Annotated in this window: 22 protein-coding genes and 1 other RNA gene; 12 read left to right on the top strand and 11 right to left on the bottom strand. The window is 63.7% G+C overall.

Going from position 1 to position 24,813, the window contains the following annotated elements:
* Positions 1–74: 74 nt before the first annotated feature.
* The gene (locus CQ13_RS33460; RefSeq protein WP_057847035.1) at positions 75–1,739 is read right to left on the bottom strand and encodes an aminotransferase class III-fold pyridoxal phosphate-dependent enzyme; all 1,665 of its coding nucleotides are present in this window, start codon (positions 1,737–1,739) and stop codon (positions 75–77) included.
* A 34-nt stretch (positions 1,740–1,773) separates the two neighbouring features.
* Here CQ13_RS33460 and asd point away from each other — a divergent pair, with 34 nt between their 5' ends.
* Both asd and CQ13_RS33450 read left to right on the top strand, forming a co-directional pair.
* A complete protein-coding gene (gene asd / locus CQ13_RS33455) occupies positions 1,774–2,643 on the top strand; it encodes an archaetidylserine decarboxylase (RefSeq protein WP_057847034.1) in 870 nt (289 codons plus the stop codon).
* Positions 2,644–2,711: 68 nt separating this feature from the next.
* A complete protein-coding gene (locus CQ13_RS33450) occupies positions 2,712–3,224 on the top strand; it encodes an NUDIX domain-containing protein (protein ID WP_082637785.1) in 513 nt (170 codons plus the stop codon).
* Between the two features lie 142 nt (positions 3,225–3,366).
* On the opposite strand, the gene CQ13_RS33445 is transcribed toward CQ13_RS33450, so the two are convergent.
* Positions 3,367–4,098 carry a DUF2147 domain-containing protein gene (locus CQ13_RS33445; RefSeq protein WP_057847089.1) on the bottom strand — a complete coding sequence of 244 codons (732 nt, stop codon included), beginning with the start codon at positions 4,096–4,098 and terminating at the stop codon, positions 3,367–3,369.
* Positions 4,099–4,283: 185 nt separating this feature from the next.
* On the opposite strand from CQ13_RS33445, the gene CQ13_RS33440 reads away from it, so the two are divergent.
* Positions 4,284–5,120, top strand: a complete 837-nt coding sequence (locus tag CQ13_RS33440) for a DUF2147 domain-containing protein (protein WP_057847033.1) — start codon at positions 4,284–4,286, stop codon at positions 5,118–5,120.
* Between the two features lie 354 nt (positions 5,121–5,474).
* The gene (locus tag CQ13_RS33435) at positions 5,475–6,752 is read left to right on the top strand and encodes an extensin-like domain-containing protein (RefSeq protein ID WP_057847032.1); all 1,278 of its coding nucleotides are present in this window, start codon (positions 5,475–5,477) and stop codon (positions 6,750–6,752) included.
* A gap of 113 nt (positions 6,753–6,865) precedes the next feature.
* Here CQ13_RS33435 and CQ13_RS33430 read toward each other — a convergent pair whose 3' ends face one another.
* The 6 genes from CQ13_RS33430 to CQ13_RS33405 all read right to left on the bottom strand — a co-directional run bounded on the left by CQ13_RS33430 (position 6,866) and on the right by CQ13_RS33405 (position 13,269).
* Entirely contained in the window at positions 6,866–7,789 is a 924-nt protein-coding gene (locus CQ13_RS33430; RefSeq protein ID WP_057847031.1) for an FAD binding domain-containing protein, read from the bottom strand.
* The gene (locus CQ13_RS33425) at positions 7,786–10,476 is read right to left on the bottom strand and encodes a molybdopterin-dependent oxidoreductase (protein ID WP_057847030.1); all 2,691 of its coding nucleotides are present in this window, start codon (positions 10,474–10,476) and stop codon (positions 7,786–7,788) included. Before CQ13_RS33425 ends, CQ13_RS33430 begins: the two co-directional genes overlap by 4 nt.
* A complete protein-coding gene (locus tag CQ13_RS33420; protein WP_082637784.1) occupies positions 10,473–11,144 on the bottom strand; it encodes a TetR/AcrR family transcriptional regulator in 672 nt (223 codons plus the stop codon). Before CQ13_RS33420 ends, CQ13_RS33425 begins: the two co-directional genes overlap by 4 nt.
* A 141-nt stretch (positions 11,145–11,285) precedes the next feature.
* On the bottom strand, positions 11,286–11,630 hold the full coding sequence (locus tag CQ13_RS33415) for a YunG family protein (protein ID WP_057847029.1): 345 nt from the start codon (positions 11,628–11,630) through the stop codon (positions 11,286–11,288).
* A 253-nt stretch (positions 11,631–11,883) separates the two neighbouring features.
* On the bottom strand, positions 11,884–12,393 hold the full coding sequence (locus CQ13_RS33410; RefSeq protein WP_057847028.1) for a YciE/YciF ferroxidase family protein: 510 nt from the start codon (positions 12,391–12,393) through the stop codon (positions 11,884–11,886).
* Between the two features lie 234 nt (positions 12,394–12,627).
* Complete coding sequence (locus tag CQ13_RS33405) at positions 12,628–13,269, bottom strand: TetR/AcrR family transcriptional regulator (RefSeq protein WP_057847027.1); 642 nt, start codon at positions 13,267–13,269, stop codon at positions 12,628–12,630.
* Positions 13,270–13,459: 190 nt separating this feature from the next.
* Between CQ13_RS33405 and CQ13_RS33400 the strand changes: the two genes are divergently transcribed.
* From CQ13_RS33400 to CQ13_RS33385, 4 genes are all read left to right on the top strand, one after another.
* On the top strand, positions 13,460–14,758 hold the full coding sequence (locus tag CQ13_RS33400; protein ID WP_057847026.1) for an HlyD family secretion protein: 1,299 nt from the start codon (positions 13,460–13,462) through the stop codon (positions 14,756–14,758).
* Positions 14,759–14,810: 52 nt separating this feature from the next.
* Complete coding sequence (locus CQ13_RS33395; protein ID WP_057847025.1) at positions 14,811–16,394, top strand: DHA2 family efflux MFS transporter permease subunit; 1,584 nt, start codon at positions 14,811–14,813, stop codon at positions 16,392–16,394.
* Between the two features lie 333 nt (positions 16,395–16,727).
* The gene (locus CQ13_RS33390) at positions 16,728–18,530 is read left to right on the top strand and encodes an ABC transporter ATP-binding protein (protein ID WP_057847024.1); all 1,803 of its coding nucleotides are present in this window, start codon (positions 16,728–16,730) and stop codon (positions 18,528–18,530) included.
* Between the two features lie 26 nt (positions 18,531–18,556).
* Complete coding sequence (locus tag CQ13_RS33385; RefSeq protein ID WP_197427522.1) at positions 18,557–18,997, top strand: hypothetical protein; 441 nt, start codon at positions 18,557–18,559, stop codon at positions 18,995–18,997.
* Here the strand turns inward: CQ13_RS33385 and CQ13_RS33380 are convergent.
* On the bottom strand, positions 18,979–19,911 hold the full coding sequence (locus CQ13_RS33380) for a DMT family transporter (protein WP_063800208.1): 933 nt from the start codon (positions 19,909–19,911) through the stop codon (positions 18,979–18,981). The two genes, CQ13_RS33385 and CQ13_RS33380, sit on opposite strands and share 19 nt — an antisense overlap.
* Before the next feature lie 72 nt (positions 19,912–19,983).
* Positions 19,984–20,727 (bottom strand): sulfite exporter TauE/SafE family protein, encoded by a 744-nt coding sequence (locus tag CQ13_RS33375; protein WP_057847022.1) that lies wholly within the window; start codon positions 20,725–20,727, stop codon positions 19,984–19,986.
* 242 nt (positions 20,728–20,969) lie between these two features.
* On the opposite strand from CQ13_RS33375, the gene CQ13_RS33370 reads away from it, so the two are divergent.
* From CQ13_RS33370 to CQ13_RS33360, 3 genes are all read left to right on the top strand, one after another.
* Positions 20,970–21,686 carry an alpha/beta fold hydrolase gene (locus CQ13_RS33370; RefSeq protein WP_057847021.1) on the top strand — a complete coding sequence of 239 codons (717 nt, stop codon included), beginning with the start codon at positions 20,970–20,972 and terminating at the stop codon, positions 21,684–21,686.
* A 102-nt stretch (positions 21,687–21,788) separates the two neighbouring features.
* The gene (locus CQ13_RS33365; protein WP_057847020.1) at positions 21,789–22,754 is read left to right on the top strand and encodes a helix-turn-helix transcriptional regulator; all 966 of its coding nucleotides are present in this window, start codon (positions 21,789–21,791) and stop codon (positions 22,752–22,754) included.
* Between the two features lie 100 nt (positions 22,755–22,854).
* The gene (locus CQ13_RS33360; protein ID WP_057847019.1) at positions 22,855–23,583 is read left to right on the top strand and encodes an alpha/beta hydrolase; all 729 of its coding nucleotides are present in this window, start codon (positions 22,855–22,857) and stop codon (positions 23,581–23,583) included.
* Between the two features lie 135 nt (positions 23,584–23,718).
* On the opposite strand, the gene rnpB is transcribed toward CQ13_RS33360, so the two are convergent.
* Positions 23,719–24,140, bottom strand: an RNA gene (gene rnpB / locus CQ13_RS33580) — RNase P RNA component class A.
* Between the two features lie 133 nt (positions 24,141–24,273).
* Between rnpB and CQ13_RS33355 the strand changes: the two genes are divergently transcribed.
* Positions 24,274–24,705, top strand: coding sequence for a PAS domain S-box protein (locus tag CQ13_RS33355; RefSeq protein WP_057847088.1), 432 nt, complete (start codon positions 24,274–24,276; stop codon positions 24,703–24,705).
* The last annotated feature ends 108 nt before the right edge of the window (positions 24,706–24,813 follow it).

The following is a 24,813-nucleotide window of genomic DNA, read 5'->3' as shown; positions in this document are numbered from 1 at the left end:
CTTCGTGGCTTCACTCCTCGCAATGACGGGAGCCAGCCAGGGCTATGACGCTAAATAGAAGAGCGCGAACGCCGTTAGCGCCCAAACCGCTTCCGCAGCATCTCTTTCAAAATCCGCCGCTTGATATCCTTGTTGGTCAGCGAAGCGTCACGCCACCACCAGCCTTCGCGCTTCATCTTCTCGGCCGCCGTAACAAAGCGGTCGGCGACTTCATTGAAATCCGCATCCGTGTAGTTGAGGCTGAAAATCAACCGGCCGGTGCCGACCCAGCTCAGCGCCAGCCCTTCGGCGCGCAAGTAGTATTGCAGCATCCAGTTATAGCGGGATGGCTCGGTGTATTGCACCATCCAGATCGAGGAGATGTTGCTGACGCGGACCGGCAGATCCTGCGCGGCCAGCCGCTCGTTCAGCACCTTGGCGCGGCCGTTCCAGGTCTCCTCGAGTCCCTGGTAGACGGCATTGAAGTTCGGGCTGGCGAGACGGCTGAGGAATTCGTCCATCGCCGTCATCACGTAGGGGTGCGAATTGAAGGTGCCGCGGGCAAAGCAGACGTCGGCGGGGCGATCGTCGCGGAAGCGCCGCATCAAGTTCTTAGCGCCGCAGACCACGCCGACGGGGAGGCCGCCGGCGAGGCTCTTGCCGTAGGTCACCATATCGGCGCGGACGCCGAAATATTCCTGGGCGCCGCCGGCGGCGAGGCGGAAGCCGACAAAGACTTCGTCGAAGATCAGCACGATGCCGCGCTCGGTGCAGACCTCGCGCAATTTCTTCAGCCACTCGGTATAGGCCGCACGATCGAACGCGCCTTTTCGCGAACTGTCGACGAGTGCGGAATCGCCCGGCGCGTTGGCGTTCGGATGCAGTGCCTGCAAGGGATTGACCAGCACGCAGGCAATGTCCTTGCGCGTTCGCAGCACATGCAGCGTGCGCTCCGACATATCGGCCAGCGTATAGGTCTCGTGCGGCGATACCGGATTGCCGACGCCCGGTTGCACGTCGCCCCACCAGCCGTGATAGGCGCCAGCGAAACGGACCAGATGCGAGCGTTTGGTGTGATAGCGCGCCAGTCGCACCGCCTGCATGACGGCTTCGGTGCCGGACATGTGGAACGAGACTTCGTCGAGGCCGGAAATCTCGCACAGCCGGCGGACGTTGTCGGTGATGACGGGGTGATAGGGGCCGAGCACAGGGCCCAGCGCGCGGGCGCGTTTTTCGGCTTCCGTGATGCACTCCTTGTAGAAGTCGTTGCCGAAAATGTTGACGCCGTAGGAGCCGGTCAGGTCGTAGAAGATGTTGCCGTCGACATCGGTGACGGTGACGCCGGCGGAAGACTGCATGAAGGCGCTGGTGCCGAGATTTTCGCGCACCAGCCGGCTGTACTGGAACGGCACGCGGTAGGTTTCCGTAAACTGCAGGTCGGAGATGTGCGTCGCGGCCTCGGCCGTCATCTGCCGGCCCTTGGCGTAGCGCTCCTCATAGAGGCAGGCGAGCCGGAAGAAGGCGTCCTGCCGCTGCAGGGCGACATCGCTGGGCGCGCCGTCGGAAGCGAAGAAATCGTTGATGTCGAATTCGTAATGCGGCACCAGCCGCGCGACCATTTTGGACATCTTGGAATGCCCGGTCAGCGAGCGGTGCTTTGCGCGCGACAGCGCCAGCCGCGCTTGCAATTTGGGGAACACTGCCGCGGCGCTAGCGACCGCAGCGGCGGACAGCGAGAGAATCGGAAGGGACGAATCCATGCCTGAAGCGCTAGCCAATCCTGCTGACAGATTGATGACAATCCGGCGCCTGATCGCCCGCTTCACCCAGCAGGAAGACCTCAACTTCCTCCTGACCAACCGGGTGCCGCGGGCGGCGCTGACCCGCTTCATGGGCTGGTTCAGCAAAATCGAAAATCCGCTCGTGCGCGATGCCTCGATTGGCTGCTGGCGGCTGTTTTCCGATCTCGATCTTTCGGAAGCGAGGAAGACCGAATTCAAGAGCCTGCACGATTGTTTTACGCGCGAGCTGCGCCCGGGGCTGCGGCCGGCAGATCCCGATCCGTCTGTCGTGGCCAGTCCTTCCGACGGCATCATCGGCGCGTTCGGCAAGATCGCCGATGGGGAGCTGTTCCAGATCAAGGGTGCGCCTTATTCGCTGCTGGATTTGCTCGGCGATCCCGCGCTGGTGGAAAGCCATCGCAACGGCCGCTTCCTGACGCTCAGGCTGACGTCCAGCATGTATCACCGCTTTCATGCGCCGTATGATTGCCGGATCGAGAAGGTGACGTTCATTCATGGCGACGTCTGGAACGTCAATCCGATTGCGCTGAAGCGGGTCGAGCGTCTGTTCTGCAAGAACGAGCGGGCGGTGCTGCAGGCACGCCTGCCGTCCGGCGAGGCACTGACCCTGGTGCCGGTCGCGGCCATTCTGGTGGCCAGCATCCGGCTGCATTTCCTGGATCGCACGCTCAATGCGCAGAGCAGGGGACCGATGGTCTTTCCCTGCGATGCGGAGGTACGCAAGGGCGACGAGCTCGGCTGGTTCGAGCACGGCTCGACCATCATCGTGCTGGCGCCGGAGAACTTCGAATTTTGCGACAACGTCGCGGAGGGCGGGCGCATCAGCGCCGGCGAACGACTGTTGCGAAAGCCGCAGGTTTAAACTCGATTCTCCGGGCTATTGCCTCTATATGCTCGCGGTCGCAGTCGCGAAAACGCGGGAAGAGATCGATGGCGAGAGCGCCTGTCATGGCCGCAGGAGGAATCGTGCTGCGGCAGGCGGAGCCGCCGCTGATTGCCGTGGTGCGCCTGCGCAAGCGCAATGAATGGGTCTTGCCGAAGGGCAAGCTCGACGACGGCGAGACGCCGCGCGCTGCTGCCGAACGCGAGGTGATGGAAGAAACCGGGCACGACGTTGCCGTGCATGAGTTTCTGGGCACGCTGGCCTATGAATCGCGCGGCGGCGCCAAGGTGGTGCATTACTGGCGCATGGAGGCGGATGATCTGCCCACGCGCATACCGATGCGCGACGTGAAGGCGGTGGACTGGCTGCCGCTCGCGGAAGCCATCGAACGGCTGTCGCGCGGCTATGAGCGCGCGTTTCTGGAAAATGTCGGGCCGATCGCGCTGGCAGCGGCGAATGGTGTAGAAGGCGTAGGGTTGCCGATGTCGGTGCAGCCTGTCGAGGTGCCCAAAGCCCAGCGTGTAGGCTTTCTTCAAAATCTGCTTCGGTTGTTCCGCTAATTCGTGTCCCGGGCGCGACACGCCAGCGCTGCCTCGCAGAACCGGGACCCCAGGCCTCGGCAGATAGTGGACCCCGGCTCTGCCGTGCACCACTGCGTGGTGCACCGCGTTCGGGAAATGACGAGTGGTTAGCGATTGGTAGTCAGCTCACACGTTTCCAGGTCTGGCCTCCGCAGAACATGCCGCCGAAGGCGCAGCCCTGGACGCGCAATGAGCTGGCGCCCTTCAGCGCTATCGTCGAGTCGTAGTTGCGGCCGCTGTCGGGATCGTGAATCCGGCCGGTCCACTTGCTGCCCTGCGGCTTCATGTTGATCAGGATCCTTTCGCCGGTGTTGACGGAATAGCCGCACAGATTGGCGCCGCATTGCTCGATGCGCACGTTGCCCTTGTTCTCTTCCGTCGCCCAGACGCCGATCGGCGAGTCGGCAGCGGGCGATGCGGCCGCGGTCGGCTGCGGTGCAGGCGCGGCGGCGACCGGAGCTGGCGGAGGCGGAGCGGGCGGTGCGACTTCGGCTTGCGCCGGTGTTGCGGCCGCGACGGTGGTTTGAGCGGGCGCAGGTGTTGCAGGTGTTGCCGCGGGAGCGGCAGGCTGTGGCGCGGCGGCCTGGACCGGGGCGGGTGCCGCGAATTTGGCCGCCGGCGCGGTCGCGACGACCTCGTCGTCGTCCTTGCTCTTCGAGCCCAAGCCCTTGAGGTCGATGTTGCCGAGCGTCCCGTTATAGCCGGGCGCGGTAATCTTGATGCAGGAAATGGCGTTGCAGTTGCGCGGCGATTCGACACGAATACGCTCGCCGTTGATCTGGAGGGTAATGCCGCCCGCATGCGCCGAGGTGGTTGCCATCAACAATGCGGCGAGGATGTACAGCTTCTTCATGAGAGCCTCCTGAGCGGCCATGAGCGGGTGGCGGTGAATGTGGACAGACTACGCGGGCGCAGGGGCCCGCTCTGTGATGCAGGTCACGAAGCGCCGGGCAACACCGAAGCGGCTCGGTGATTCAAATCACATCCAGCCGAAGTTCCCCGCGCTTAGTTTTCCGCGATCACCCGCGGGAGGCTTCGATGAAACAGCTTTGTTTTCTCGCCGTGCTGATGCTGCTTGGTTCTTCAGCCCATGCCGGCGCGATTTCATTCAAGATCGGCGGCCATCGGGTGCACATCGAATCCTCTAGGTATTGCCGTTCGACGTCCTGTGCCTCGATGTCGGTTTCCAGAAGCCTCAACTGGCGCCACAAACGCGACCGCCATGACGATGATCGCGATGGGGTCGTGCCGGCGAAGCCTGCACCACAGACGGTTTCGCCGCCTGCGCTGCCTGCGGCGGCCCCCAAGACCATCGTCGGCGCGCCGCCGCCGGCCGTCTACACCCCGGCCGCATCGATGACGCAAATCGTCGCGGCGCCGCCGCCTCGGCCCACTCCGCCGCCTGCGCCCCCGCCGGCCCAGCAGACGTCGATTCCGTTGCCGCCGCCCCCACCACCTGCGAAATCGGTCGAAACTGTGCAGCCTGCGCTACAGGCTGAACGCGTCTCGCGTCAGGCCGAGGAAGGGCCATCGGATTCGCCGATCGGCGACTGGCAGACGGAGGGCAAGGGAAGGGTGCGGATCGGAAAATGCGGCAGCGCGCTGTGCGGCTATGTGCTCAATTCTTCGTCGAACGAGAAGGGTGAGGCTATTCTGATCAACATGAAGCCGAAGACGGAAAGGCAATGGGCCGGCGGCGTCTACAGCCAGGACAGCGGCGAAACGTATTACGGCACGCTGTCGATGAAGGGGGTCGATACGCTTCGCGTCGAGGCCTGCGCGCTTCTCCGCTTCTACTGCTCCGGCAACAATTGGAGCCGCATCACGCGCCGCGCCGACAGTCTGGCGATGGTGTCCGCCGAGCCGCGCTCATGAATGGCTCGCGAAAAACGCCCGGTGACTTGGTCACCGGGCGTTCGGGTCCATTGTCTGGACGGGTAGTCTAGAACACGCCAAGCACAATCGCGCCGACGAAAGCAATTGCAACATACGCGGTTACAACGCCAAGTCGGCTGACGAGAGGACTTACGAAATCCATTGGGAAGGCTCCCTGGGTTCACGTCTGCCCGCACCTAACACTTAAGGTTAGCAAAGCGTTCCCGGCCCAAAAAGTCAGCGCCGCTGTCCATCCGCGGACTTTCGACGGCCGACACCCCCGCAACGTGGTCAAAAATTCGTTAATTCAACATGTTGAAGAGTCTTTAAATAAATTGGTTGAACGTGCGCGGGATGACGCGCGGAGTTCGTTTGTACCTCGTCGGCTCCTTCGTCCTCGTCTCGCTTGCGGGTTGTGGCCGCGGATTTTTTCAGTCCGCCGAGCGCGAACCGTGGCGTACCGAGGCCGAGATCGCTTGCCTGAAGTCTGGCGCGGTCAAGGAGACCCCCGACCTGGTCCGGATCGATCCGATCTCCGGTCCCGGCGTGTGCGGCGCGGAATATCCGCTGAAAGTGGCGGCGCTCGGCGAAAACATCACCTCTTTCGGCTTTGCCGACCAAAGCCTGCGGCCGCCCGCCAATATCGGCAATCAGCCGCGCTGGCCGATCGCGCGCGCCCCGGCGGCGGCTCCGCCCCAAGGGGACTATTCTGGGAACTCTTTAGGCAGCTATTCTGGAAACTATTCTGGGAGCCATTCAGGAAACTATCCGAATCCGGTGCCGCGCCAGCCGAACTATGCCGCGCCGTCGAACGGTCCGATCTCGCTCTCCGCGCCGGGTGTCGCTTCGCAGCAGGATGATATCGATCTGCCGCCCGAAGGCGTGCCGACGTCGCGCGACGGCGGTTATGCGGTGCCACCATCCTATCCACCGCGCGACCGTTACACCGCGCCGTCTTCTGCGCCGTATCCGCCGCCATCCCATTCGCCATCGCCGGCTGCGCCGCGGCTCGGTCCCGCGCAAGGCAATTCCGTCAGTGCCTTCGGTCAGGTCTCGATGAAGCCGGCGGCGACGCTGGCCTGTCCGATCGTCTCCGCGCTCGACCGCTGGCTTACCGATTCCGTGCAGCCGGCGGCGATGCGCTGGTTCGGCGTGCGCGTCGTCGAGATCAAGCAGATCTCCGCTTATTCCTGCCGCGGCATGAACGGCAATCCGCATGCGCATATTTCCGAGCACGCGTTCGGCAATGCGCTCGACATCGCAGCCTTCACGCTCGCCGACGGCAGGCGCATCACGGTCAAGGGCGGCTGGCGCGGCGTACCGGAAGAGCAGGGTTTTCTGCGCGACGTACAGGCGGCCGCCTGTCAGCAGTTCAACACCGTGCTGGCGCCGGGCTCCAACTCCCACCACGAGGATCACATTCACGTCGACCTGATGCGCCGTCCCTCCCGCCGCACCATCTGTCAGCCCGCCGCCGTATCGGGCGAACAGGTCGCCGCGCGCGCCCAGCGTAACCCCTACGCATCACGTGACCCGTATTCGACAGGCTCGCTCGCCAGCAAGAAATCCTGGCCGCGCACGTTGAAGTCCAATAGCAAGGTCAACGAGGAAGACGAGTACGAAGATCATTAGCGTTGAGCGAATTGCCCAACGCGTAGGATGGGTGGAGCGAAGCGATACCCATCAATGCCGTTCCTCAGGTGATGGGTTTCGCAAGGGCTCAACCCATCTACGAGATCTCCACCTCACTCTGCAATCTCCTCCAGCAAATCCCGCACCACTCCCTTCAGCAGGTCGAGCTTGTAGCCCGTCATCGGCAACGGCTTCGCGCCCGCCGTCGCCTGCTCGGCGGCGCTAGCGATATTCGCTGCGTTGGCGTCCTTGCCCTGCAACGCCGCTTCCGCTGCCGCAAGTCGCAGCGGCACCGGAGCGATGCCGCCGGCGGCCAGGCGGACGAACTGAAACGTGCCGTCCTTCACCACGGCGCGGGCGCAGGCTTCGACCAGCGGCCATTCGGCATGGGTGCGGCTGATCGCGCGCTTGTAGAGCGCGCGCTCGGCTTGTAGCGGTGAAGGAAGCTCGACGCTCTTGATCATCTCGTCAGGCAGCAGCGCGTTGTCGGAGCCGCCGTTGCGGCCGTCGCCGAGGAGCTCGCCGATCGTCAGGGAGCTCCGTTGGTCGGTCATCACTTTCGCATCATAGGCAAGCAGTGCCGCGGCCATCGTCGAGGGGTGCGGCGCCACGCAGGGGCCGAGGTCGAACGCGACGTGGTAGAGATGATTGCCGGACCGCGCGGGACAATCCGGTCCGCCCTTCCTGAGACAGGCGATGTGCGGATTTCGAAAATACCAGCAGCGCGAACGTTGCGCGAGATTGCCGCCGAGGGTGGCGAGATGACGGACCTGCGGCGTCGCCAACCCTTGCGCGGATGCGGCGATGCCCGGATACGCCGCGGCGAGGCGTGCATCGGCGGCGATGGCGGCAATGGTGGTGAAGGCGCCGAGGCGCACACTTCCGTCGGCACCCCAATGCATCCCAATCATGTCGGGTGCGGCGGCAATATCGATCAACGGCCCCGTCGAGACGCCGCTGCGGCGCCGCTCGGAGAGGTCGGTGCCGGCGGCGCGGAATTCGCCGGGTTGCGTCGAAGTCATGGCTGATGCTGTCATGCGGCGACCCTCCCTTTGAGCGCGGCGACGAGACGGTCGGGGCGGATCGGCAACTCGGTCAGCCGAACGCCTGTCGCGTGGTGAATGGCATTGGCGACCGCGGGCGAAGTCGGCACGGTTGCGACCTCGCCGATGCCGACACTGCCGCCGAGCACGTGATCGAATCCGCGCTGGTCGAAATGCACGTCGATCATGGGCGTGTCCGCAATGCCGGGAATGCGATAGTCCTCCATGCCGCCGCTGAGCACATCGCCGGTGCGGGAATCGACCTCGCGTGCTTCATAGAGCGCGTAGCCGATGCCCTGAATGACCGCGCCGGTGGCCTGGCTTCGCGCCAGCGCCGGCGCCACGATCTTGCCGACCGCGATGCCGGTGTGAACGTTGACGACGCTGACATGGCCGAGCCAGGTATCGATTTCGACTTCGACAACCTGCACCGAGCTCGGCACGCCGGCACCGATCGCAAGATTGGAGAAGCGCCGCATCATCCAGCCGAAGATCCAACCCATGAAGCCGGCCTGCTTGAGCGGCGACTGGATGCCCGGCGCCATCTGCCTGGAGTCTTCCGGCCGCACACCGGAAGCGGCGAGGTCGGGTGACGCTGCGAGCATTTCGCGCCATGGCGCGTTGGAGCCGGGGACCGGCTGCCGCTTTGCGTTCTGCTGGATCGCGGCTTTCAACTGCTCGATGGCGAGCAGCATCGGCGGGATCACCGAAGCCGTGACACGGCTGCCGCCGGAGCCCGGCCCTTCCGGCAGCTTTGAATCGCCGATCCGGACCTCGACCTCATGCGGCTCCAGCCCGAACTCGCGTGCGAGCGTATTGGCTATCACGGTGCGGGTGCCGGTGCCGATATCCTGCGTCGCGGTACTCGCGATCAGGCGTCCGCCCTTCACAGCTACTTCGACCTTCGAGCCAGGTTGCCACAGATAGAGCCAGTAGCCGGTGGCGACGCCGACGCCGCGGCGATAGCGGCCGCTTTGCGCGGAGATCGGTTTGCGGTCGCGCCAGACCTCGAGGCTCGAAGCCCAATCGTAGAGCCGCTGGCGGTTGGGATCGGGATCCCAGCGTTTGCGAAGCGCGATCGCGTCGATGTTCATGCGCACCGCCGCTTCGTCGATCGCCTGCTCCAGCGCAAACGCCATCGGCGGCCCGCCCGGGCCGCGGAAGGGTGCGCCTGCCGGCAAATTGCTGATGACGTCGAAATCGGCGAGCTCCTTTCCTTCCGCGGGATAAATCAGGCGCGCCAGTGCCGCGATGGTTGAATTGGTCGCAGCTCCTGTATCGGCATAAGCGGTGAACGAGAGCGCTTTCAATTCGCCCTGGTCGGACGGCAGCAGTGCGATCTTCATCTCCGCCGCCGGTCGATAGCCGGTGACCGAAAGCTCCTCGTGCCGATCGTAGGCAACGCGCACCGGCGCCTTGGCCTCGCGTGCCAGTTCGATCGCGGTGGTAGTTTCCACGCCAAGCGCAGCCTTCGAACCAAAGCCGCCACCGACATGGTCGGCAATCACGCGCACCTTGTCGTGGTCGAGCTTGTAGCGCTTGGCGATCAGCTCCATCAGGTGAAACACGGCTTGCGTCGAGACATGCACGGTGAGCCGGTCGCCTTCGAAACGCGCGACCGCCGCATGCGGCTCGAGGCAGGCATGCTGTTGCGTGCCGGTGCGGAAGGTGCCCTCCACCAGCAGCGGGCTGTTCGCGGAGCGCGCGCTGTCGATCCAGCTTCGCACCTTCTTCGGCTTCTTGGAGAACGCCGCCGAAGGGCCGCGGATGTTGCCTTTCCAGGAAGCCGGCGAACCGGCGCCTTCGGAGACGTTGCCGGCCTTCTTGCGCGTGGATTTTTCGAATACGACGGGCGCATCGGCCCTGCGCGCTTCATCGAGCCCGATCACCGAGGGCAGGCGTTCGCTTACGAGCTTGATTGCGGCAATGGCGGCCAGCGCCGACTTGCGATCCTTCGCTGCGACCGCTGCGATCGGTTGGCCGACATAACGAACGACGCGGTCATCGCCGAGCAGCGAGATCGCCGCGCTCACACCCGGCATGGCGCGCGCGGCGGTGAGGTCGAGCTCACCGATGCGCGCATGCGCGAACGGCGAGCGCAGGATCATGCCTTCGAGCTGGCCGTCATGATGGATGTCGACGGTATACTTGGCCGATCCCGTCACCTTGTCGCGCGCTTCCATGCGGGGCGGAACGAACTCCTCGCCGTCGAAGCGGCCGGCGCAGGCATCCGCCACGGCGCGAAAGATTCCGTCATAAGCGCCGCAGCGGCAGAGATGCCCCGACAGCGCCGCGCCGATTTCCTCGCGCGAGGGCACCGCCGTTCCCTTGGCCGCCCGCCAGGAATCATGAAACGCCGCGGCCTCGACGATGAAGCCCGGCGTGCAGAAGCCGCATTGCAGGGCGTCGTGCGCCATGAAGGCCTTCTGCACCGGGTGAAGTTTTTCCGCGCCGATGCCTTCGACCGTGGTCACGTTTTGATCCGCGGCTGATCGAGCCGGCATCAGGCAACTCACGGCAGGCTCGCCGTCGACCAGCACCGTGCAGGCGCCGCAGACGCCGGCCCCGCACACAAGCTTGGTGCCGGTGAGGTCGAGCGCGTCGCGCACGACGTCGACCAGCAACGCATCGGGATCGTCGGGGAGGGGAGCGAGCTTGCCGTTGATCGTCATGGTGCTCATCTGCGATCTCCAGGTTTGCGGGCGGATTTCCTGTCGGTTTTTTTGGCTGGCTTCGGTTTGGCCCCGCGCGGCTGCTTCGCCGACCCGACGGCCCCGGCGATCAGCATGCGCAACATGATTTCCAGATCCTTCAGGAAGGCATCGGCCGGCTGCATCGCGGGGTAGGCGGATTTGGCGCCGTTGACCGCCATCTCGACGCATCGCGCAAGATCGCGTGTCGTCATGCCGGCGTTGAGAGCGAGGCCCTGCTTGCGGCAAACGCGTGTGATCGTCGCGTCGAGCTGATCCGCATAGGCGGCGGCATATTTCTGATAGAGGTCGCGCGCCTGCAGGAGATGCTCGGAGAACAGTTCCTCGACATGGGGCGAGCCGTCGAGCGAAGCGGCCAACTGTCCGAGCTTGGCGGAGACCGATGCGACGAGAATATCGGCGAGGCTGCCGCCTTGCTTCTCGGCGGCGCCGGCCGCGGCGATTTCGGCGGCGAGCGCCTCCTCATGCAGCCGTTCGATGACGGCGCGAAACAGCGCTTCCTTGGATTTGAAATGATGGTAGAGCGCCTGCCGCGTCAGCCCGGCGGCTTCCGCCGCCTGTTCGATCGACGAGCGCCGAAAACCGTGCCGGCGAAACACCAGCATCGCGGCATCGAGAATGCGGGTACGGGCGCTCATTTGACGATTTTGACAAAAATAGACAAAATGTCAAGCCGCCGGGCCGGGGCCTACTATCTACCGCGCGGTGAGGGGTCCCGGTTCTGCGACGCATCGCTGGCACGCTGCATCGCGCCCGGACGCGACAGGTTCTGAAAGCAGTCAACCCGATCGAATCCGTCCGAGAAGCAATTCGTATTGCTTCATGGACGTGTCATCGAGCGCCTCCTGCCGGTTGCTTGGCTGGTCATCATACCCGATTGGGCTGTCGAACTGGCTCATCGTGAAATCGACGCGCCGCCCGTCGACCTGATTGTAGAAGTGCCAGGCGCCGTTGACGTCGGTTTTCAGAATTTCGCCGCCCAGTTGGGCTTGCACCACCAGCGCCGTCACTGAGCATTGCCCCGCAGCGGGATTGTCGGGCCGCCACTTTCCGCCCGTCTCCACCGACCAGGCTTCGCGCAGTTTGTGATAGAGACCAGTCAGGGATGGGCAACCCGTCGTCATCAATACCCCGCGCGTGCTCCCGCCGTTCTAGCGGGCTGCACCGAAGTCCCGCGCCGGTTGGTGTGGCGGCGGCGCTCATGCCAAAACCCCCGCATCTGACGCGTCGCTAACGAACGCGTCAGCCGGGATGCAGGAAGAGTGCGAGCAGCAGAATGATCGCCAGCGGAACGCCGGTCATCCAAAAAAGTGCGCCCTTTAGGGACATCAACCCGGCCTCCGAGCGGAGATAAACTATCCAGCGGAACTTTGGTTCCTAGGCTACGGCCTTCTTGTTGACGCCCTTGCGGAGCGCGACCGTGTTGAGCTTGGTGTTGGCGGCCTTCTCTTCATTGAGGTTGGTCGTCAGGAAACGAACGACGTCGTCATGGCCGAGTTCTTCGGCCCACGCGATGAGCGTGCCGTATCGCGCGATCTCGTAATGCTCAACCGCCTGCGCACCCGCCACGATGGCGGCGTCAAGCACGGCGTTGTCGTCGATTTCCGCCGTGATCGTGTCGGCCTCCTTGATCAGGCCATCGATCGCCGGACAATCCGCCGCCTTGGGTTCCTTGCCGAGCTTCTGAAACACCTTCTCAAGGCGCTCGATCTGGGTGTTGGTTTCTTCGAGGTGCGATTTGAGGCCGGCCGACAGGTCACGGTTGGTGGCCTTCTCGATCATCTTCGGCAAAGCCTTGGTGATCTGGTGTTCGGCATAATAGATGTCCTGCAGGCCATGCACGAACATGTCCTCCATGGTTTTGATGTCTTTCGTGAAAAGTCCCATTCGAACCTCCTTGGTTGACGGGATTCCCGACGCGGGGGACATCATTTTGTTCCTGTCCCCTTGGCTGGTTCCCTGCCAACTGCTGCTGCGCCACAGCATTATGGGGCGGCTCGCTCGTCGTTTCATGCGATGGCGGCAACAACGACGTATCGCGTACTCGCTCAAAAGGCCGCGGGTTTGAGCAGTTATGACGCAGTAGAACTAGCCCATGACCAGGAAAGGTGAAGAAGGGAGTTACTCCGGCTTCGCCCGATAGGTCGCCAGAAACATCCGCGTTGCGCTGTCGACCACGCGCGCGATGCGCTCCGCCGACGGCGCCGGCTCGGCCTGAAACACGAACGGCAGAAACAGCGTCGCCTGGCACATCTGCAGGAATTGCGCGGCGGCGAGGCCGCAATCGTCGATCGCAAGATCGTTCGACCGGACATGCGACTGCAGATACTCGGCGAGGCGGTTGATCGTCTTTGCCAGTACGTTCTCGTAGAACTGGCGTCCGACCTCCGGCATCCGTTCGGCGATTGCCATTACCGTGCGGATCGACGAACCGCCGCCCGGCCGGCAGATCGAACCGATATAGGTTCGGCCGAATTCGCGCAGCGTGGTTTCGACATCGCGTTTGGGATCGAGATTGTACGCGATCTTGCTTTTTTCGAGCGCATCGTCCTCGACGATGGCCTCGAACAGCCGGCTCTTGTCGGCGAAGTAAACATAAAGCGTGCCTTTTGAGACGCCGGCCGACCGTGCGATCTCGTTCATGCTGGCCCCATCAAAGCCCAGATCCAAGAACACCTGTCGCGCGCCGTCCAAAATCTGGCGGCGCTTCGAACTCTCCTCCTCGCCTAACGGATGAAGCGTGCTTGCTCTGGATGCAACCATTGGTTTATCTTCTCGCACAAGAACTCAACCCGCGATATGGCAAGAAGTCTCTCTCGCTTTATGGTCGGCATAATAGCAATCTAGCTTGACCGAACCGTTCGGTCAAAAATACTTTGGAATTAAGGGCGCCAATGCGGCCGGTTTCGTGGCCTCATGCCTCGCGACATTTTGAAATGGGGAGGCCTCGTTAATGGCCGCAGCGAGAGACCAGGCCGCACGCGTCGTTCGCGCCGAACCGGACGGGGCTCAGGACGAAGCCGAGCCTGAGGCCAGCTCTCAGCTCGCCGATCAGTTGCGGACTTACGTCGCGGAGGAAACCAGGCGTCATCCCGCGGAGCCGCCCGGCGTTCCCGCAACTGAAAAGCCGGCCGTGGCGTCTGTCGATGTATCGGCGGCGAAACCGGGCAAGCGCAAGTTCGTCATGATCGGCGTGCTCGGCTTGCTCGCGCTCGCTGCCGCCGCTTATGGAGTCTACTTCGTCCTCGTCGGGCGCTTCTATGTCTCGACGGACGACGCTTACGTTCGCGCCAACAACACCACGCTGGGCGCTCGGGTATCGGGCCATGTCGCGGCTATCCTGCCTCGCGACAATTCGCTCGTTCGCGCCGGCGACGTGATCTTCAGGATCGACGACGGCGACTATCGCATCGCGGTGGAAGCCGCGCGCAGCAAGATCGCGACTCAGCAGGCCACCATCGACCGCATCGGCCGTCAGGTCACGGCGCTCCAAAGCGCCGTCGAGCAGACCAGGGCGCAGCTCGCTTCCGCAGAAGCGGCAATGAAGCGCGCGGGCCTCGACTTCGATCGCCAGCAGACGCTGAGCACCAAGGGCTTCGCCTCACGCGCCGCCTTCGAGGTCTCCGAAGCTGGCCGCGACCAGAGCCTCGCCGCGGTGAAATCGGCGCAGGCGGCCTATGACGCCGCGCGCGACAATGTCGAGGTGACGAAGGCGCAGCAGGCCGAGGCGCGCGCGCAGCTCGTGGAGTTGCAGAGCCAGCTTGCCAAGGCGGAGCGCGACCTTGCCTTTACCTCGGTGCGCGCGCCCGTCGACGGCACCTTCTCCAATCGGCTCGTCAATGCCGGCGATTTCATCCAGGCCGGGCAGCGGCTCGCCAATGTGGTGCCGCTCAACGATGTCTTCATCGACGCCAACTACAAGGAAACCCAGCTCAAGCGCATCCGTCCCGGCCAACCCGTAAAAATATCGGTGGATGCGTACGGCCATCGCAAATTCGCCGGCGTCGTCGACAGCATTTCACCCGCGGCAGGATCGGTGTTCACGCTGCTGCCGCCGGACAACGCCACCGGCAACTTCACCAAGATCGTTCAGCGGCTCCCGGTTCGCATTCGCGTGCCGAAGGAAGTTGCGAAGCAGAACCTGCTGCGCGCCGGCATGTCCGTCTATGTGACCGTCGACACCCGCGAGGGCGCGGCCGACGCGGACAGCGAAGCCGACCTCGACGCGCCCGCGACGGTTCAACCGCAGTAATTTATTTCCTCGAGCTCCGGGCGAAACGCCCGGCGCCTGTGCCGAGTTGATCATGGCCGACGCCACCACCGCATCGCCCTCGCTGATGAACACAGCAGTCGACGAGCGCATCCCGCCGCGGCGGCTGCTTGCGTTTCTCTTCATGGTGTTCGGGATGTTCATGTCGATCCTGGACATCCAGGTTGTCTCGGCGTCGCTGCAGCAGATACAAGCCGGCCTTTCGGCCAGCTCCAGCGAAGTGTCGTGGGTGCAGACCTCGTACCTGATCGCCGAGGTGATCGCGATCCCACTATCCGGCTTCCTGTCGCGCGCGTTCGGCACACGTTTGCTGTTTGCGATTTCCGCTTCCGGCTTCACCGTCGCAAGCTTGTTCTGCGGTTTTGCCTCGACAATCGAGCAGATGATCGTGTGGCGCGCGATCCAGGGGTTTTTGGGCGCGGGCATGATCCCGACCGTGTTCGCATCCGCTTATACGGTGTTCCCGCGTTCGAAAATCCATATCGTCGCTCCGATCATCGGCCTGGTCGCGACACTGGCGCCGACGATCGGGCCGACGGTCGGTGGTTTCATTACAGACACGATGTCGTGGCACTGGCTGTTCTTCATCAACATCGTTCCCGGCATCGGCATCACCATCGGTGTGTGGGCGCTGTGCGATTTTGACAAGCCGAATTTCGCGCTGCTCGAGCATTTCGACTGGTGGGGCCTGCTGTTCATGGCCGGCTTCCTCGGCACGCTCGAATATGTGCTGGAAGAGGGACCGCAGTCGCAATGGCTGGAAGACACCTCGGTTGCGGTGTGCGCGGCGATCTGTGCGATCTCGGCGATCGCCTTCTTCTGGCGCGTGCTCAGCGTGCGAGAGCCGATCGTCGATCTCAGGACCTTCGCCGACCGCAATTTCAGCCTCTGCTGCCTGATCTCGTTCTGCGTCGGCATCGGCCTTTACGGGCTCACCTACATGTATCCGCGTTACCTCGCCGAAGTGCGCGGCTACAGCCCGATGATGATCGGTGAGACCATGTTCGTCTCTGGTATCGCCATGTTCCTCATGGCCCCGATCGTGGGGCGGCTGATGGCGAAATACGACGTGCGCTACCTGATCGCGATCGGTCTGGTGCTGTTCGCGCTCGGCTCGTACCAGATGACCTGGATGACGAAAGAGTATGATTTCTACGAATTGCTGCTGCCGCAGATTTTGCGCGGAACCGGCTTGATGCTGGTGATAGTGCCGACCAACACGATCGCGCTCGGCACGCTGGCGCCGGAGCGGGTGAAGAACGCCTCGGGCCTGTTCAACCTGACGCGCAATCTCGGCGGTGCGGTGGGCCTCGCCGTCATCAACCAGGTGCTGAACGGGCGCACCGACCTCCATATCTCGCGTCTGCACGACCGCGTCACCTGGGGCAACGCCGCCGCGGTCGATACCCTCAACATGTTCACCCAGCGCCTGCAGGGCATGGGCGATTCCGCGCTGATGGCGCTGAAGCAATTGTCGCAGATCGTGCACCGTCAGGCCGTCGTGATGGGCTATGGCGACGCCTTCTTCATGCTGGCGGTGTTCTATTTCGCCCTGAGCCTGCTGGTGATGGTTCTGGAAAAGCCTTCAGCAGCGGTGCTCGGCGGCGACGCACATTAAAAGCGGCGAGACAACGCTGTTCACGCCCTTGTCATGTTGCAAATCACCCGCGACGCATTTATAAGCTGCGCATTGCCGCTCGAACCGGGGAGATTTGCATGATTTCGATGTATTCGCAGATCGCGGCCTCGCGTCCGGTGCTCGTGCTGGTTTTTCGGTCGCGTCGCTGAGCGCGATCTCCGCCGGCCCTGATCGGGCCTGACGCCCGATCTTTCCAAACTTCCCAACGACTTAACGACAGTTTTCAACGACGCATGCGTTCGGCCCGAGGCCGCCCGCGCGTCAAACCCAAAATGGAGCCGGTTTGCGCCTTTCGCGCAGCCGGATGATGCCATGACCGTTCAAACAGACAAACGTCCCGCGGCGATACGCGTGGTGATCCCGTTCGTGTTCCGCCACTGGCTGCAGCAGCCCGGCCGCGCCGCCGTCGTAACCGGCGGCCTTCTGGGAGCAACCGCGGCCGACCTGTTCATGCCGATCTTCTCGGGCCGGCTGGTCGATGCGCTGACGCTGGGCGCCTCCGACCCGGGCGCGCGCCAGGCTGCGTTCGCAGCCTTCGGCTGGATCGTCGCGCTCGGCCTCATATCGATGATCCTGCGCCTGACCGGCCTGCAGGCGATCGTGCCGTTCACGCTCACGACCATGTCAGACGTGTCGCGCGACGCTTTCGCGCGCGTGCAGCGCTTCTCGACCGACTGGCACGCCAACTCGTTTGCCGGCTCGACCGTGCGCAAGATCACGCGTGGCATGTGGGCGCTCGACCTGCTCAACGACACCATCTTGATGGCGCTGCTGCCGTCGCTATTGGTGCTGGTCGGCTCGATGATCCTGCTCGGGCTGCACTGGCCGGTGTTAGGTGCGGTCATTGCGGTCGGAACCGTGATCTATGTCTCGATGACGATGGCGTTCTCGGTGAACTACATCGCACCCGCCGCGCGCGTCTCCAATGCCTGGGACACCAAGGTCGGCGGCACGCTGGCAGATGCCTTGACGTGCAACGCGGTGGTAAAGTCCTTCGGCGCGGAAGCGCGCGAGGATGCACGGCTGGCCGGCGTCGTCGGACGCTGGCGGACGCGCGTGCGTCGGACGTGGTACCGCTATAACTACACCTCGACGGCGCAACTCGCGGTGCTGTTGTGCTTTCGCGGCTCGGTGATCGGCGGGGCGATCCTGCTGTGGATCGCCGGCCGCGCCACGCCGGGCGACGTCACCTATGTGCTGACCAGCTACTACATCATTCATGCTTATCTGCGTGACGTCGGCATGCACATCAACAATCTGCAGCGTTCGGTCAACGACATGGAGGAGCTGGTCGCGATTCACGACGAGCCGATCGGCATCGCCGATGCGCCGGATGCAAAGCCGATCGACATCCAGGGCGGCCGCATCGTGTTCGACGACGTGACGTTCCATTACGGCGGCCACCGCGCGCCGCTGTATGACGGACTGTCGGTGGAGATCCGCGCCGGCGAACGGGTTGGCCTGGTCGGCCGCTCCGGCTCCGGCAAGACCACCTTCGTCAAGCTGGTGCAACGGCTCTACGATATTGGCGGCGGGAAAATCCTGATCGACGGTCAGGATGTCGCGAAAGCCACGCAACAATCGCTACGCAGCCAGATCGCGATCGTGCAGCAGGAGCCTATCCTGTTTCACCGTACGCTGGCCGAGAACATCGCCTATGGCCGGCCCGGCGCCAGCATGGCTGCGATCGAGCAGGCGGCGCGGCTCGCCAACGCGCATGACTTCATCCTGCGGCTGCCGAAGGGCTATGGCACGCTGGTCGGCGAGCGCGGCGTCAAGCTGTCGGGCGGCGAACGGCAGCGCGTCGCGCTGGCACGCGCGTTCCTGGCGGACGCGCCGGTGCTGATCCTGGACGAGGCAACCTCCAGCCTCGATTCAGAGTCAGAGGGCCTGATCCAGCAGGCGATGGAGCGGCTGATGAAGGGGCGCACCTCGATCGTGATCGCGCACCGGTTGTCGACGGTGCGCAGCCTCGACCGCATCCTGGTGTTCGACCGCGGCGAGATCGTCGAGCAGGGGACGCATGCGGCGCTGGCGGCGCGGCCCGGCGGCATCTATCGCGGGCTGTTCGAGCTGCAGGCCACCGAGTTCAGCCGCATTTCGGCGGCGGAGTGAGAGCCGTATCGTTGCGAACCCGATCGATGGCGGACTATGTTTTCCGGCATCGAGAGGGGGCTCGCGCGATGCGCTGGTTTCGCAAGGATCGGCCGCTGGAGGTCTGGGAGACCGACGTTCAGCCCGCGGGGAATATCGCGGCGGCGCAAAGGATTCGCGAGATTTGCATCGCGGCCGGGGCCATGGCCGGGAGAGTGGCGACGCTGCAGGGCCGCAAGGCGGAAACGGAGAAGGGTGCCGAAGCCGAGCGATATCAGGCCGCGATCAAATGCGCGCTCGAGATCGCCATGAAAATGTCCGACGACGCGGTACGCGACGTCTCGGTGAGCCAGATCATCCGCCTGTGCGTAAAGGCCAACCATCTGAAAACCGCGAAAGTCTTGCTTCGCGCCATCCAGTCGGGCGGGACCAGGGCCGAACTGATTATGGAAAATCCGGTCCTGACCGATCAGGACGCCGCGAGCTGAGGCGGCTCGCGATTTCGCTGCGGCGGTGAGGGCGCCGGCTTGGCCCGCGTGCGCGTCGAAATGGCGACCGTCACCACGACGGCAGCAGCGAACAGCAGTATCTGCAGCGTGATGGTCTCGCCGTTGAAGAACGCCGCGAGCGCAAAGGTGACGAAGGGTTGCAGCAACTGGATCTGCGAAACCCGCGCGATGCCGCCCATCGCGAGCCCTGCGTTCCACGCGAAGAACCCGATCCATTGCGAGAACAATGCGACGTAGAGCAGCCCGAGCCAGGGTTTCAGCGCGATGTGAGTGATATCGGCGGGCATGGTCAGCACGGCTGCCGGGATCGACAGCGGCAGCGCAATCACCAGAATCCAGCTTATGACCTCCCAGCCCGGCATTTGCGAGGTGAGCCGGCCGGAGAATGCGTAGCCGATCGCGGCGACGGCGACCGATGCGAACAGGAATAGGTCTCCGGCGACGAGCGCGCCGCCGCCTTGCCGCAATGCGAATGCGATCACCAGTGCGGCGCCGGCCACGGAGGCGATCCAGAACAGCGGCCGCGGCCGCTCATGGGTGATGGCGACGGCGACCAGCGCGGTGGCGATCGGCAGTACGCCCAGCACCACGCCGCCATGCGAGGCGTCGACCCGCTGCATGCCCATCGACATCAACAGGGGAAACAGGATGGCGACGCAAAGCATCGCAATGATCAGTTGCAGCCACAGCGCGCGGGGCGGCAGCGGTCGGCGTAACACGAGAAGGAGCGCCAGCGAGCACAGCCCGGCGATCGCGGTGCGCAGCGCGGTCAGTGCAATCGGATCAATTTCCGCAACCGCGATCCGCGTCGCCGGCAGCGTGCCACCGAAGATCGCCATGCCGATGAAGCCCAGCAACAGGCCGAGGCGCTCGCGCGAAGCAGGGGAGCTCATGGCGCGATTGGTTAGCCGCTTTGCAGGTCGGCGTACAGCAATCTACTCGGAGCACATGGCGGCTATGCGCGGCTATCTCGGAGCAATGCTGCTCCACACCAATCCGACCCCGGAAAGAAACAGCAGAGCCAGCACGACGTCGTAGAAGTTTCGGTCGTTCAGGGCGTGATAGGTGCGCATGCCAAGACGTGCGCCGATCAGCGTGCCGGGCAGCGCCAGCATCGCCAGCCAGAACACGTCGAATTCAACGAAGCCGCTGGCGATCTGCAGGATGAGCGCAGCGCCGAGCACGCTGCCGTTGAAGATCTGGAAGACGCCGCGGCGCTGGTCCTTGGTCCAGCCGCGGATGCTGGCCCACAGGGTCGGCAGTGGGCCCGACAGGCCGGCGAGGCCGCCGAGGATGCCGCCGGCAAATCCGACGGCTGCGTCTGCCGGCCGGCCGCCGAAGCGGAAGGCCATCGGCTTGCGGATGAAATAGAGTGCAGTGGGAAATACCAGCAGCATCACGCCGACGCTGAGCTTGAAGTTTTGCGGGTCGGCGCGCGCGACCAGCAGCGCCCCGATCGGCATGCCGACAAGACCGCCGGCGACGAACGGCCACGCCAGCTTGAAGTCGAGAACTTTCCACATCGACGGCAGCGTCGAGATTTGCGAACTGACCGAACAGATCAGGACCAGCGGCACGGCAATGGCCGGCGGCAAGATATAAAGCCAGATCCCCAGCGCCATCAGCGCCGTGCCGAAACCGGAAAGTCCGGAGACAAAACCGCCAGCGAGCGCGCCGGCCAAGAGGATCGCGTAGGTGGTTAAGTCCACTCTTTATGCCCCCGTCATTTTATTCCCCGGTCATTCCGGGGCGATGCAGAGCATCCAACTATGGTGCGCAATCCCGCACCTGAGAATCTCGAGATTCCCCGAGGCGAAATTGCGCATCTGAGGTCTGGTCCTTCGGACCATCCGGGAATGACGACATTGAATTTGTGCTGACGTTTACACGAGGCACCGGGCAGGTACTATCGCAATCGAAGCCTTCAACAACAACTGGTGGAAATGGCCCGATGAGCGCAACCTCTCCAAAAACCTTCCTCGTTTGTCACGGTGCGTGGTCCGCGGGCTGGGCCTGGAAGAAGATGCATCCCTTGATGCAGGCCGCCGGGCATCGCCTGGTCACACCGACCTACAGCGGCCTCGGCGAGCGCGCGCATCTGGCGCATCCGGGGATCGATCTCAATTCGCATATCGAAGACATACTTGCCGTCATCGAGTATGAGGACCTGCGCGACTTCGTGCTGATCGGCCACAGCTACGGCGGCATGGTCGCGACCGGTGTCGCTGATCGGGCGCGCGACAAGGTCAAGCAGCTCATTTATATCGACGCCTTCGTGCCGCAGGATGGCCAGTCGCTGCTCGACTTGAACGAGGCCGGAAGGGCGCGGATGCAGGAGCTTGCAAAGAGCGGCGATGGCTGGCGCGTGCCGCCGAACCCGACGCCGCTGGATACCTCGCCTGCCGACGTCGAATGGCTCAGCGCGCGCCGTGTCGACATGCCGATCAAGTGTTTCGAGACCAAGCTCAAGCTGCAGGGCGGCGCGCTGACGCTGCCGCGCAGCTACATCTACGCCACCCGCATCACGCCCGCCGACACCTTCGGACCGTTCGCCAGGATGACGAAGGTTGATCCCGCCTGGAGCTATCACGAGATCGACGCCAGCCATGCGCCGAATGTCACCGCGCCCGAGGCCTTGATGGCGCTGTTGCAGAAGATCGTGGCGTAGGCCCGTTACCAACCCACGGGATGTTGCCGGCGGATTGACTCCCCGCCATCCGCCCAACAAGCTAGCCAACCGGGGCCGACATCGATCGCAGAGGGCAGGGCCATGGCGGCCAGAACGACTTCAGTCATCGAGACATGGTCGACCGGCCTGGTCGAACCGGAACGGCGCCTCGACTATTGGATCGGCGCCGTCTGCGAGTGCTTTCTTGAAATGGACATCACGACGCCGGTGCGGTCGGGATTTGATTGCTCCGTTCAGCGCGGGCAACTCGACACGATCGGTATCAACCGCGTCGAGGGCTCGGCGCAGCACGTCTACCGCAGGAAAACCAGCCTCGCGCGCAGTGCGTCGAACTACTACTACCTGCTATGCAAGACCGACAATGACTGGACCGCCATGCAGAACGGTCACGCGTCGCGCCTGCAACCCGGCGATCTCGTGCTGCTGGATTCCAGGCGCTGCTACGAGTTCAACTTCCCGGTGACCTCGAACACGCTGTCGCTGGAGCTGCCGATCGCGTGGGTCGAATCCTGGATCACCGATCCGGAGCGATGCATCGGGCGGCGCATCGACGGGCGCGCCGGCTGGGGCGCGGCGCTCAGCGCGTTTGCTTGCCAGTTGACGCCGCAACTGGCGATCGAGCGGCCCTTGCCTGCCCAGGTTCTGACTGACCAGCTTGGAGCGCTGCTGGCGCTCGCATCCGGAAGCGAGATTCCGGCCGCGCCCTCCGAGCAACGCGATGCCGCGAAGCTGTTGGACCAGATCGGCCGCGCCATCCGGCTGCGCTATGCCGAACCGGGATTGACGGCAGCGACCGTCGCCGCACATCTGCGTGTCTCGGAACGAACCCTGCATCGCTGTCTCAACAAAGCGGGCCTGACGTTCAGCGGGCTGCTCAACGATTGCCGCATGGCGGCGGCGCGCAGGATGCTGAGCGAGCCGCGGTTCGATCGGATCAGCGTTGGCGGGATCGGGCTGCGAGTCGGCTTTTCCGATCCGTCCCACTTCATCCGCCAATGCCGCAGATATCTCGGCATGACGCCGGGAGCGTTCCGGCGGCAGCGCTAGAGGTTTGGCGCAATCAGGCGATGACGGTGGCCGAATCCGGCCATCCGGGAATAGCCGTCCCCATCAATGTCTGATTTCCAGAAAATCAGGGGGAGACGGAATGTCAGACATTTACGTTCTTGTTCACGGCGCGTGGCACACCGGCGCCGAGATGGAAGCGGTGGCCGGACATCTTCGCAAAAGCGGCCATGTCGTGCATTGCCCGACGGTCGCCGGCAACAACAAGGATGACGATCGCGAGAAAACAGGCCTCGAACAGGCGATCTCGTCCGTCGTCACTTACATCGAGGCGAACAGTCTGCGCGACGTCAGGCTGGTCGGCCACTCCTATGGCGGGATGGTGATCTCGGGCGTCGCCGACCGTTTGACGGACAGGATCAAGCGCCTCGTCTACGTCAATGCCTTCGTGCCCTTGGACGGGCAGTGCCTCAACGACATGGTGCCGCCGCACTATGTTGGCCTGTTCGATGCTGTGGCCGCTGCCAACAACAACGCCGTGATGCTGCCGTTCGAAATCTGGCGCGACGCCTTCATCAACGATGCCGATCTCGAACTGGCAAAGTCGGCCTATGCCAGGCTCAACCTGCATCCGTACAAGACGTTCACCGACAAGATCGCGCTGAAGCGTCCACTCTCAGAGCTGCCGATCGGCAAATCCTATGTCAATTGCCGGCAGGACATTGCCCTGCCGCACGGCCTGCCATGGCACCCGCGCTTGTCGGAGCGGCTGGGCCTGTTCCGGCTGGTCGAATGCGACGGCAGCCATGAAATGTTCTTCAGCAACCCGGCGCGGCTGGCGCAGGCGATCGGAGAGGCGGGGCGCGATTGAGATTGTTTACGCGCGACGTCAAACAAAATGGCGAGGGGCCCGGCGTGTTCGCGCCGAGCCCCTCATTCTCTTCCTCAGTAAGACACGTTTTCTTTACGCGAACCGGAAGACCACTTCGCTCGAAAACGCTTATGAGATATCAGCCAGCCTGTAAGCCGGGTTCTGTAGGGCACCATTCTTTCGAATGATACGTGACGGCCATTCCTCTGGAACCATGTTCGCACATGGCCTCGAGCAACCTACCCGGACGGCGAGCCAGACATCGCCCTGCGGCGTTATCGCTTTCGCGAACAGCCCGCACTGCCGTCCCTATTCGGTTTTGCTCCCGGTGGGGTTTGCCATGCCGTTTCCGTTGCCGGAGACGCGGTGCGCTCTTACCGCACCTTTTCACCCTTACTGCCCCCTCCCTTTCGGGTGGGGGAGCGGTTCGTTCTCTGTGGCACTTTCCCTAGGGTTACCCCCGCCGGACGTTATCCGGCACCGCATGTCGATGGAGCCCGGACTTTCCTCCCCCGCAGCCTTTCGACCGTAGCGAGAGCGGCCGTCCGGCCGACTGACGCCTTACGAATGGGGTCTCGGGGGCGCGGCGTCAAGGGATGGCGATGGTTAATCCGGTTCCGTCAGCGTCATTTTGACATGCGCGACAGCGCGGCATTTGATGCCGGTCGGTTCGATTTCTGGATGCGAGCGATGAACATTCCTGCCGGCCTTGGCGAAGCTCTGCTGCACAGCGCTTCTGACGCGATCATTGCGACCGATCGCGACGGGCGCATCACGTTCTGGAATCCCGGCGCGGAGCGGATATTCGGCTTCACGGCTGCGGAAGCCACGGGCCAGTCGCTCGATCTGATCATCCCTGAAAATTTGCGGGCGCGGCACTGGGCCGGCTTTCGGCACACCATGGAGACGGGAACGAGCCGCTACGGGCACGGCGATTTGTTGTCGGTGCCCGGCCTGACCAAGGACGGCCGGCGGATTTCGGTCGAGTTCACCATCGTCCTGTTGCGAGGAGAAGCGCGGGAGGTCGCGGGCACCGTGGCGGTGATGCGCGACGTGACGAAGCGCTTTGAGGAAGTGAGGGAATTGAAGCGGCGGCTCGCCGGAGCCGGCGAGCAGTCGTGAATTCCGGCGGCCATGATGGGCTCTCCGGCCAACGGCGGCAGAAATTCTGCCCCTGAAGAGCTGCTCCATCGGCAAAAATAATCTCCCCGGCGATGTCGTTCTTGCGGG

The organism is Bradyrhizobium retamae, assembly GCF_001440415.1.
In the GTDB taxonomy this organism is placed as follows: Bacteria; Pseudomonadota; Alphaproteobacteria; order Rhizobiales; family Xanthobacteraceae; genus Bradyrhizobium; species Bradyrhizobium retamae.
The sequence above is the reverse complement of the archived record's forward strand: the minus strand, read 5'-3'. Positions and strand labels throughout refer to the sequence as shown.

Excerpts from the sequence above, each read along its gene's own strand:
- CQ13_RS33400 (WP_057847026.1), top strand. The coding sequence starts at position 13,460 with ATGGCCGCAGCGAGAGACCAGGCCGCACGCGTCGTTCGCGCCGAACCG.
- CQ13_RS33395 (WP_057847025.1), top strand. The coding sequence starts at position 14,811 with ATGGCCGACGCCACCACCGCATCGCCCTCGCTGATGAACACAGCAGTC.
- CQ13_RS33420 (WP_082637784.1), bottom strand. The coding sequence starts at position 11,144 with ATGAGCGCCCGTACCCGCATTCTCGATGCCGCGATGCTGGTGTTTCGC.
- CQ13_RS33360 (WP_057847019.1), top strand. The coding sequence starts at position 22,855 with ATGTCAGACATTTACGTTCTTGTTCACGGCGCGTGGCACACCGGCGCC.
- CQ13_RS33370 (WP_057847021.1), top strand. The coding sequence starts at position 20,970 with ATGAGCGCAACCTCTCCAAAAACCTTCCTCGTTTGTCACGGTGCGTGG.
- CQ13_RS33390 (WP_057847024.1), top strand. The coding sequence starts at position 16,728 with ATGACCGTTCAAACAGACAAACGTCCCGCGGCGATACGCGTGGTGATC.
- CQ13_RS33440 (WP_057847033.1), top strand. The coding sequence starts at position 4,284 with ATGAAACAGCTTTGTTTTCTCGCCGTGCTGATGCTGCTTGGTTCTTCA.
- CQ13_RS33380 (WP_063800208.1), bottom strand. The coding sequence starts at position 19,911 with ATGAGCTCCCCTGCTTCGCGCGAGCGCCTCGGCCTGTTGCTGGGCTTC.
- CQ13_RS33425 (WP_057847030.1), bottom strand. The coding sequence starts at position 10,476 with ATGAGCACCATGACGATCAACGGCAAGCTCGCTCCCCTCCCCGACGAT.
- CQ13_RS33445 (WP_057847089.1), bottom strand. The coding sequence starts at position 4,098 with ATGAAGAAGCTGTACATCCTCGCCGCATTGTTGATGGCAACCACCTCG.
- CQ13_RS33450 (WP_082637785.1), top strand. The coding sequence starts at position 2,712 with ATGGCGAGAGCGCCTGTCATGGCCGCAGGAGGAATCGTGCTGCGGCAG.
- CQ13_RS33430 (WP_057847031.1), bottom strand. The coding sequence starts at position 7,789 with ATGACAGCATCAGCCATGACTTCGACGCAACCCGGCGAATTCCGCGCC.
- CQ13_RS33460 (WP_057847035.1), bottom strand. The coding sequence starts at position 1,739 with ATGGATTCGTCCCTTCCGATTCTCTCGCTGTCCGCCGCTGCGGTCGCT.
- CQ13_RS33435 (WP_057847032.1), top strand. The coding sequence starts at position 5,475 with ATGACGCGCGGAGTTCGTTTGTACCTCGTCGGCTCCTTCGTCCTCGTC.
- CQ13_RS33385 (WP_197427522.1), top strand. The coding sequence starts at position 18,557 with ATGGCGGACTATGTTTTCCGGCATCGAGAGGGGGCTCGCGCGATGCGC.
- CQ13_RS33355 (WP_057847088.1), top strand. The coding sequence starts at position 24,274 with ATGAACATTCCTGCCGGCCTTGGCGAAGCTCTGCTGCACAGCGCTTCT.
- CQ13_RS33405 (WP_057847027.1), bottom strand. The coding sequence starts at position 13,269 with ATGGTTGCATCCAGAGCAAGCACGCTTCATCCGTTAGGCGAGGAGGAG.
- CQ13_RS33415 (WP_057847029.1), bottom strand. The coding sequence starts at position 11,630 with ATGACGACGGGTTGCCCATCCCTGACTGGTCTCTATCACAAACTGCGC.
- asd (WP_057847034.1), top strand. The coding sequence starts at position 1,774 with ATGACAATCCGGCGCCTGATCGCCCGCTTCACCCAGCAGGAAGACCTC.
- CQ13_RS33365 (WP_057847020.1), top strand. The coding sequence starts at position 21,789 with ATGGCGGCCAGAACGACTTCAGTCATCGAGACATGGTCGACCGGCCTG.
- CQ13_RS33410 (WP_057847028.1), bottom strand. The coding sequence starts at position 12,393 with ATGGGACTTTTCACGAAAGACATCAAAACCATGGAGGACATGTTCGTG.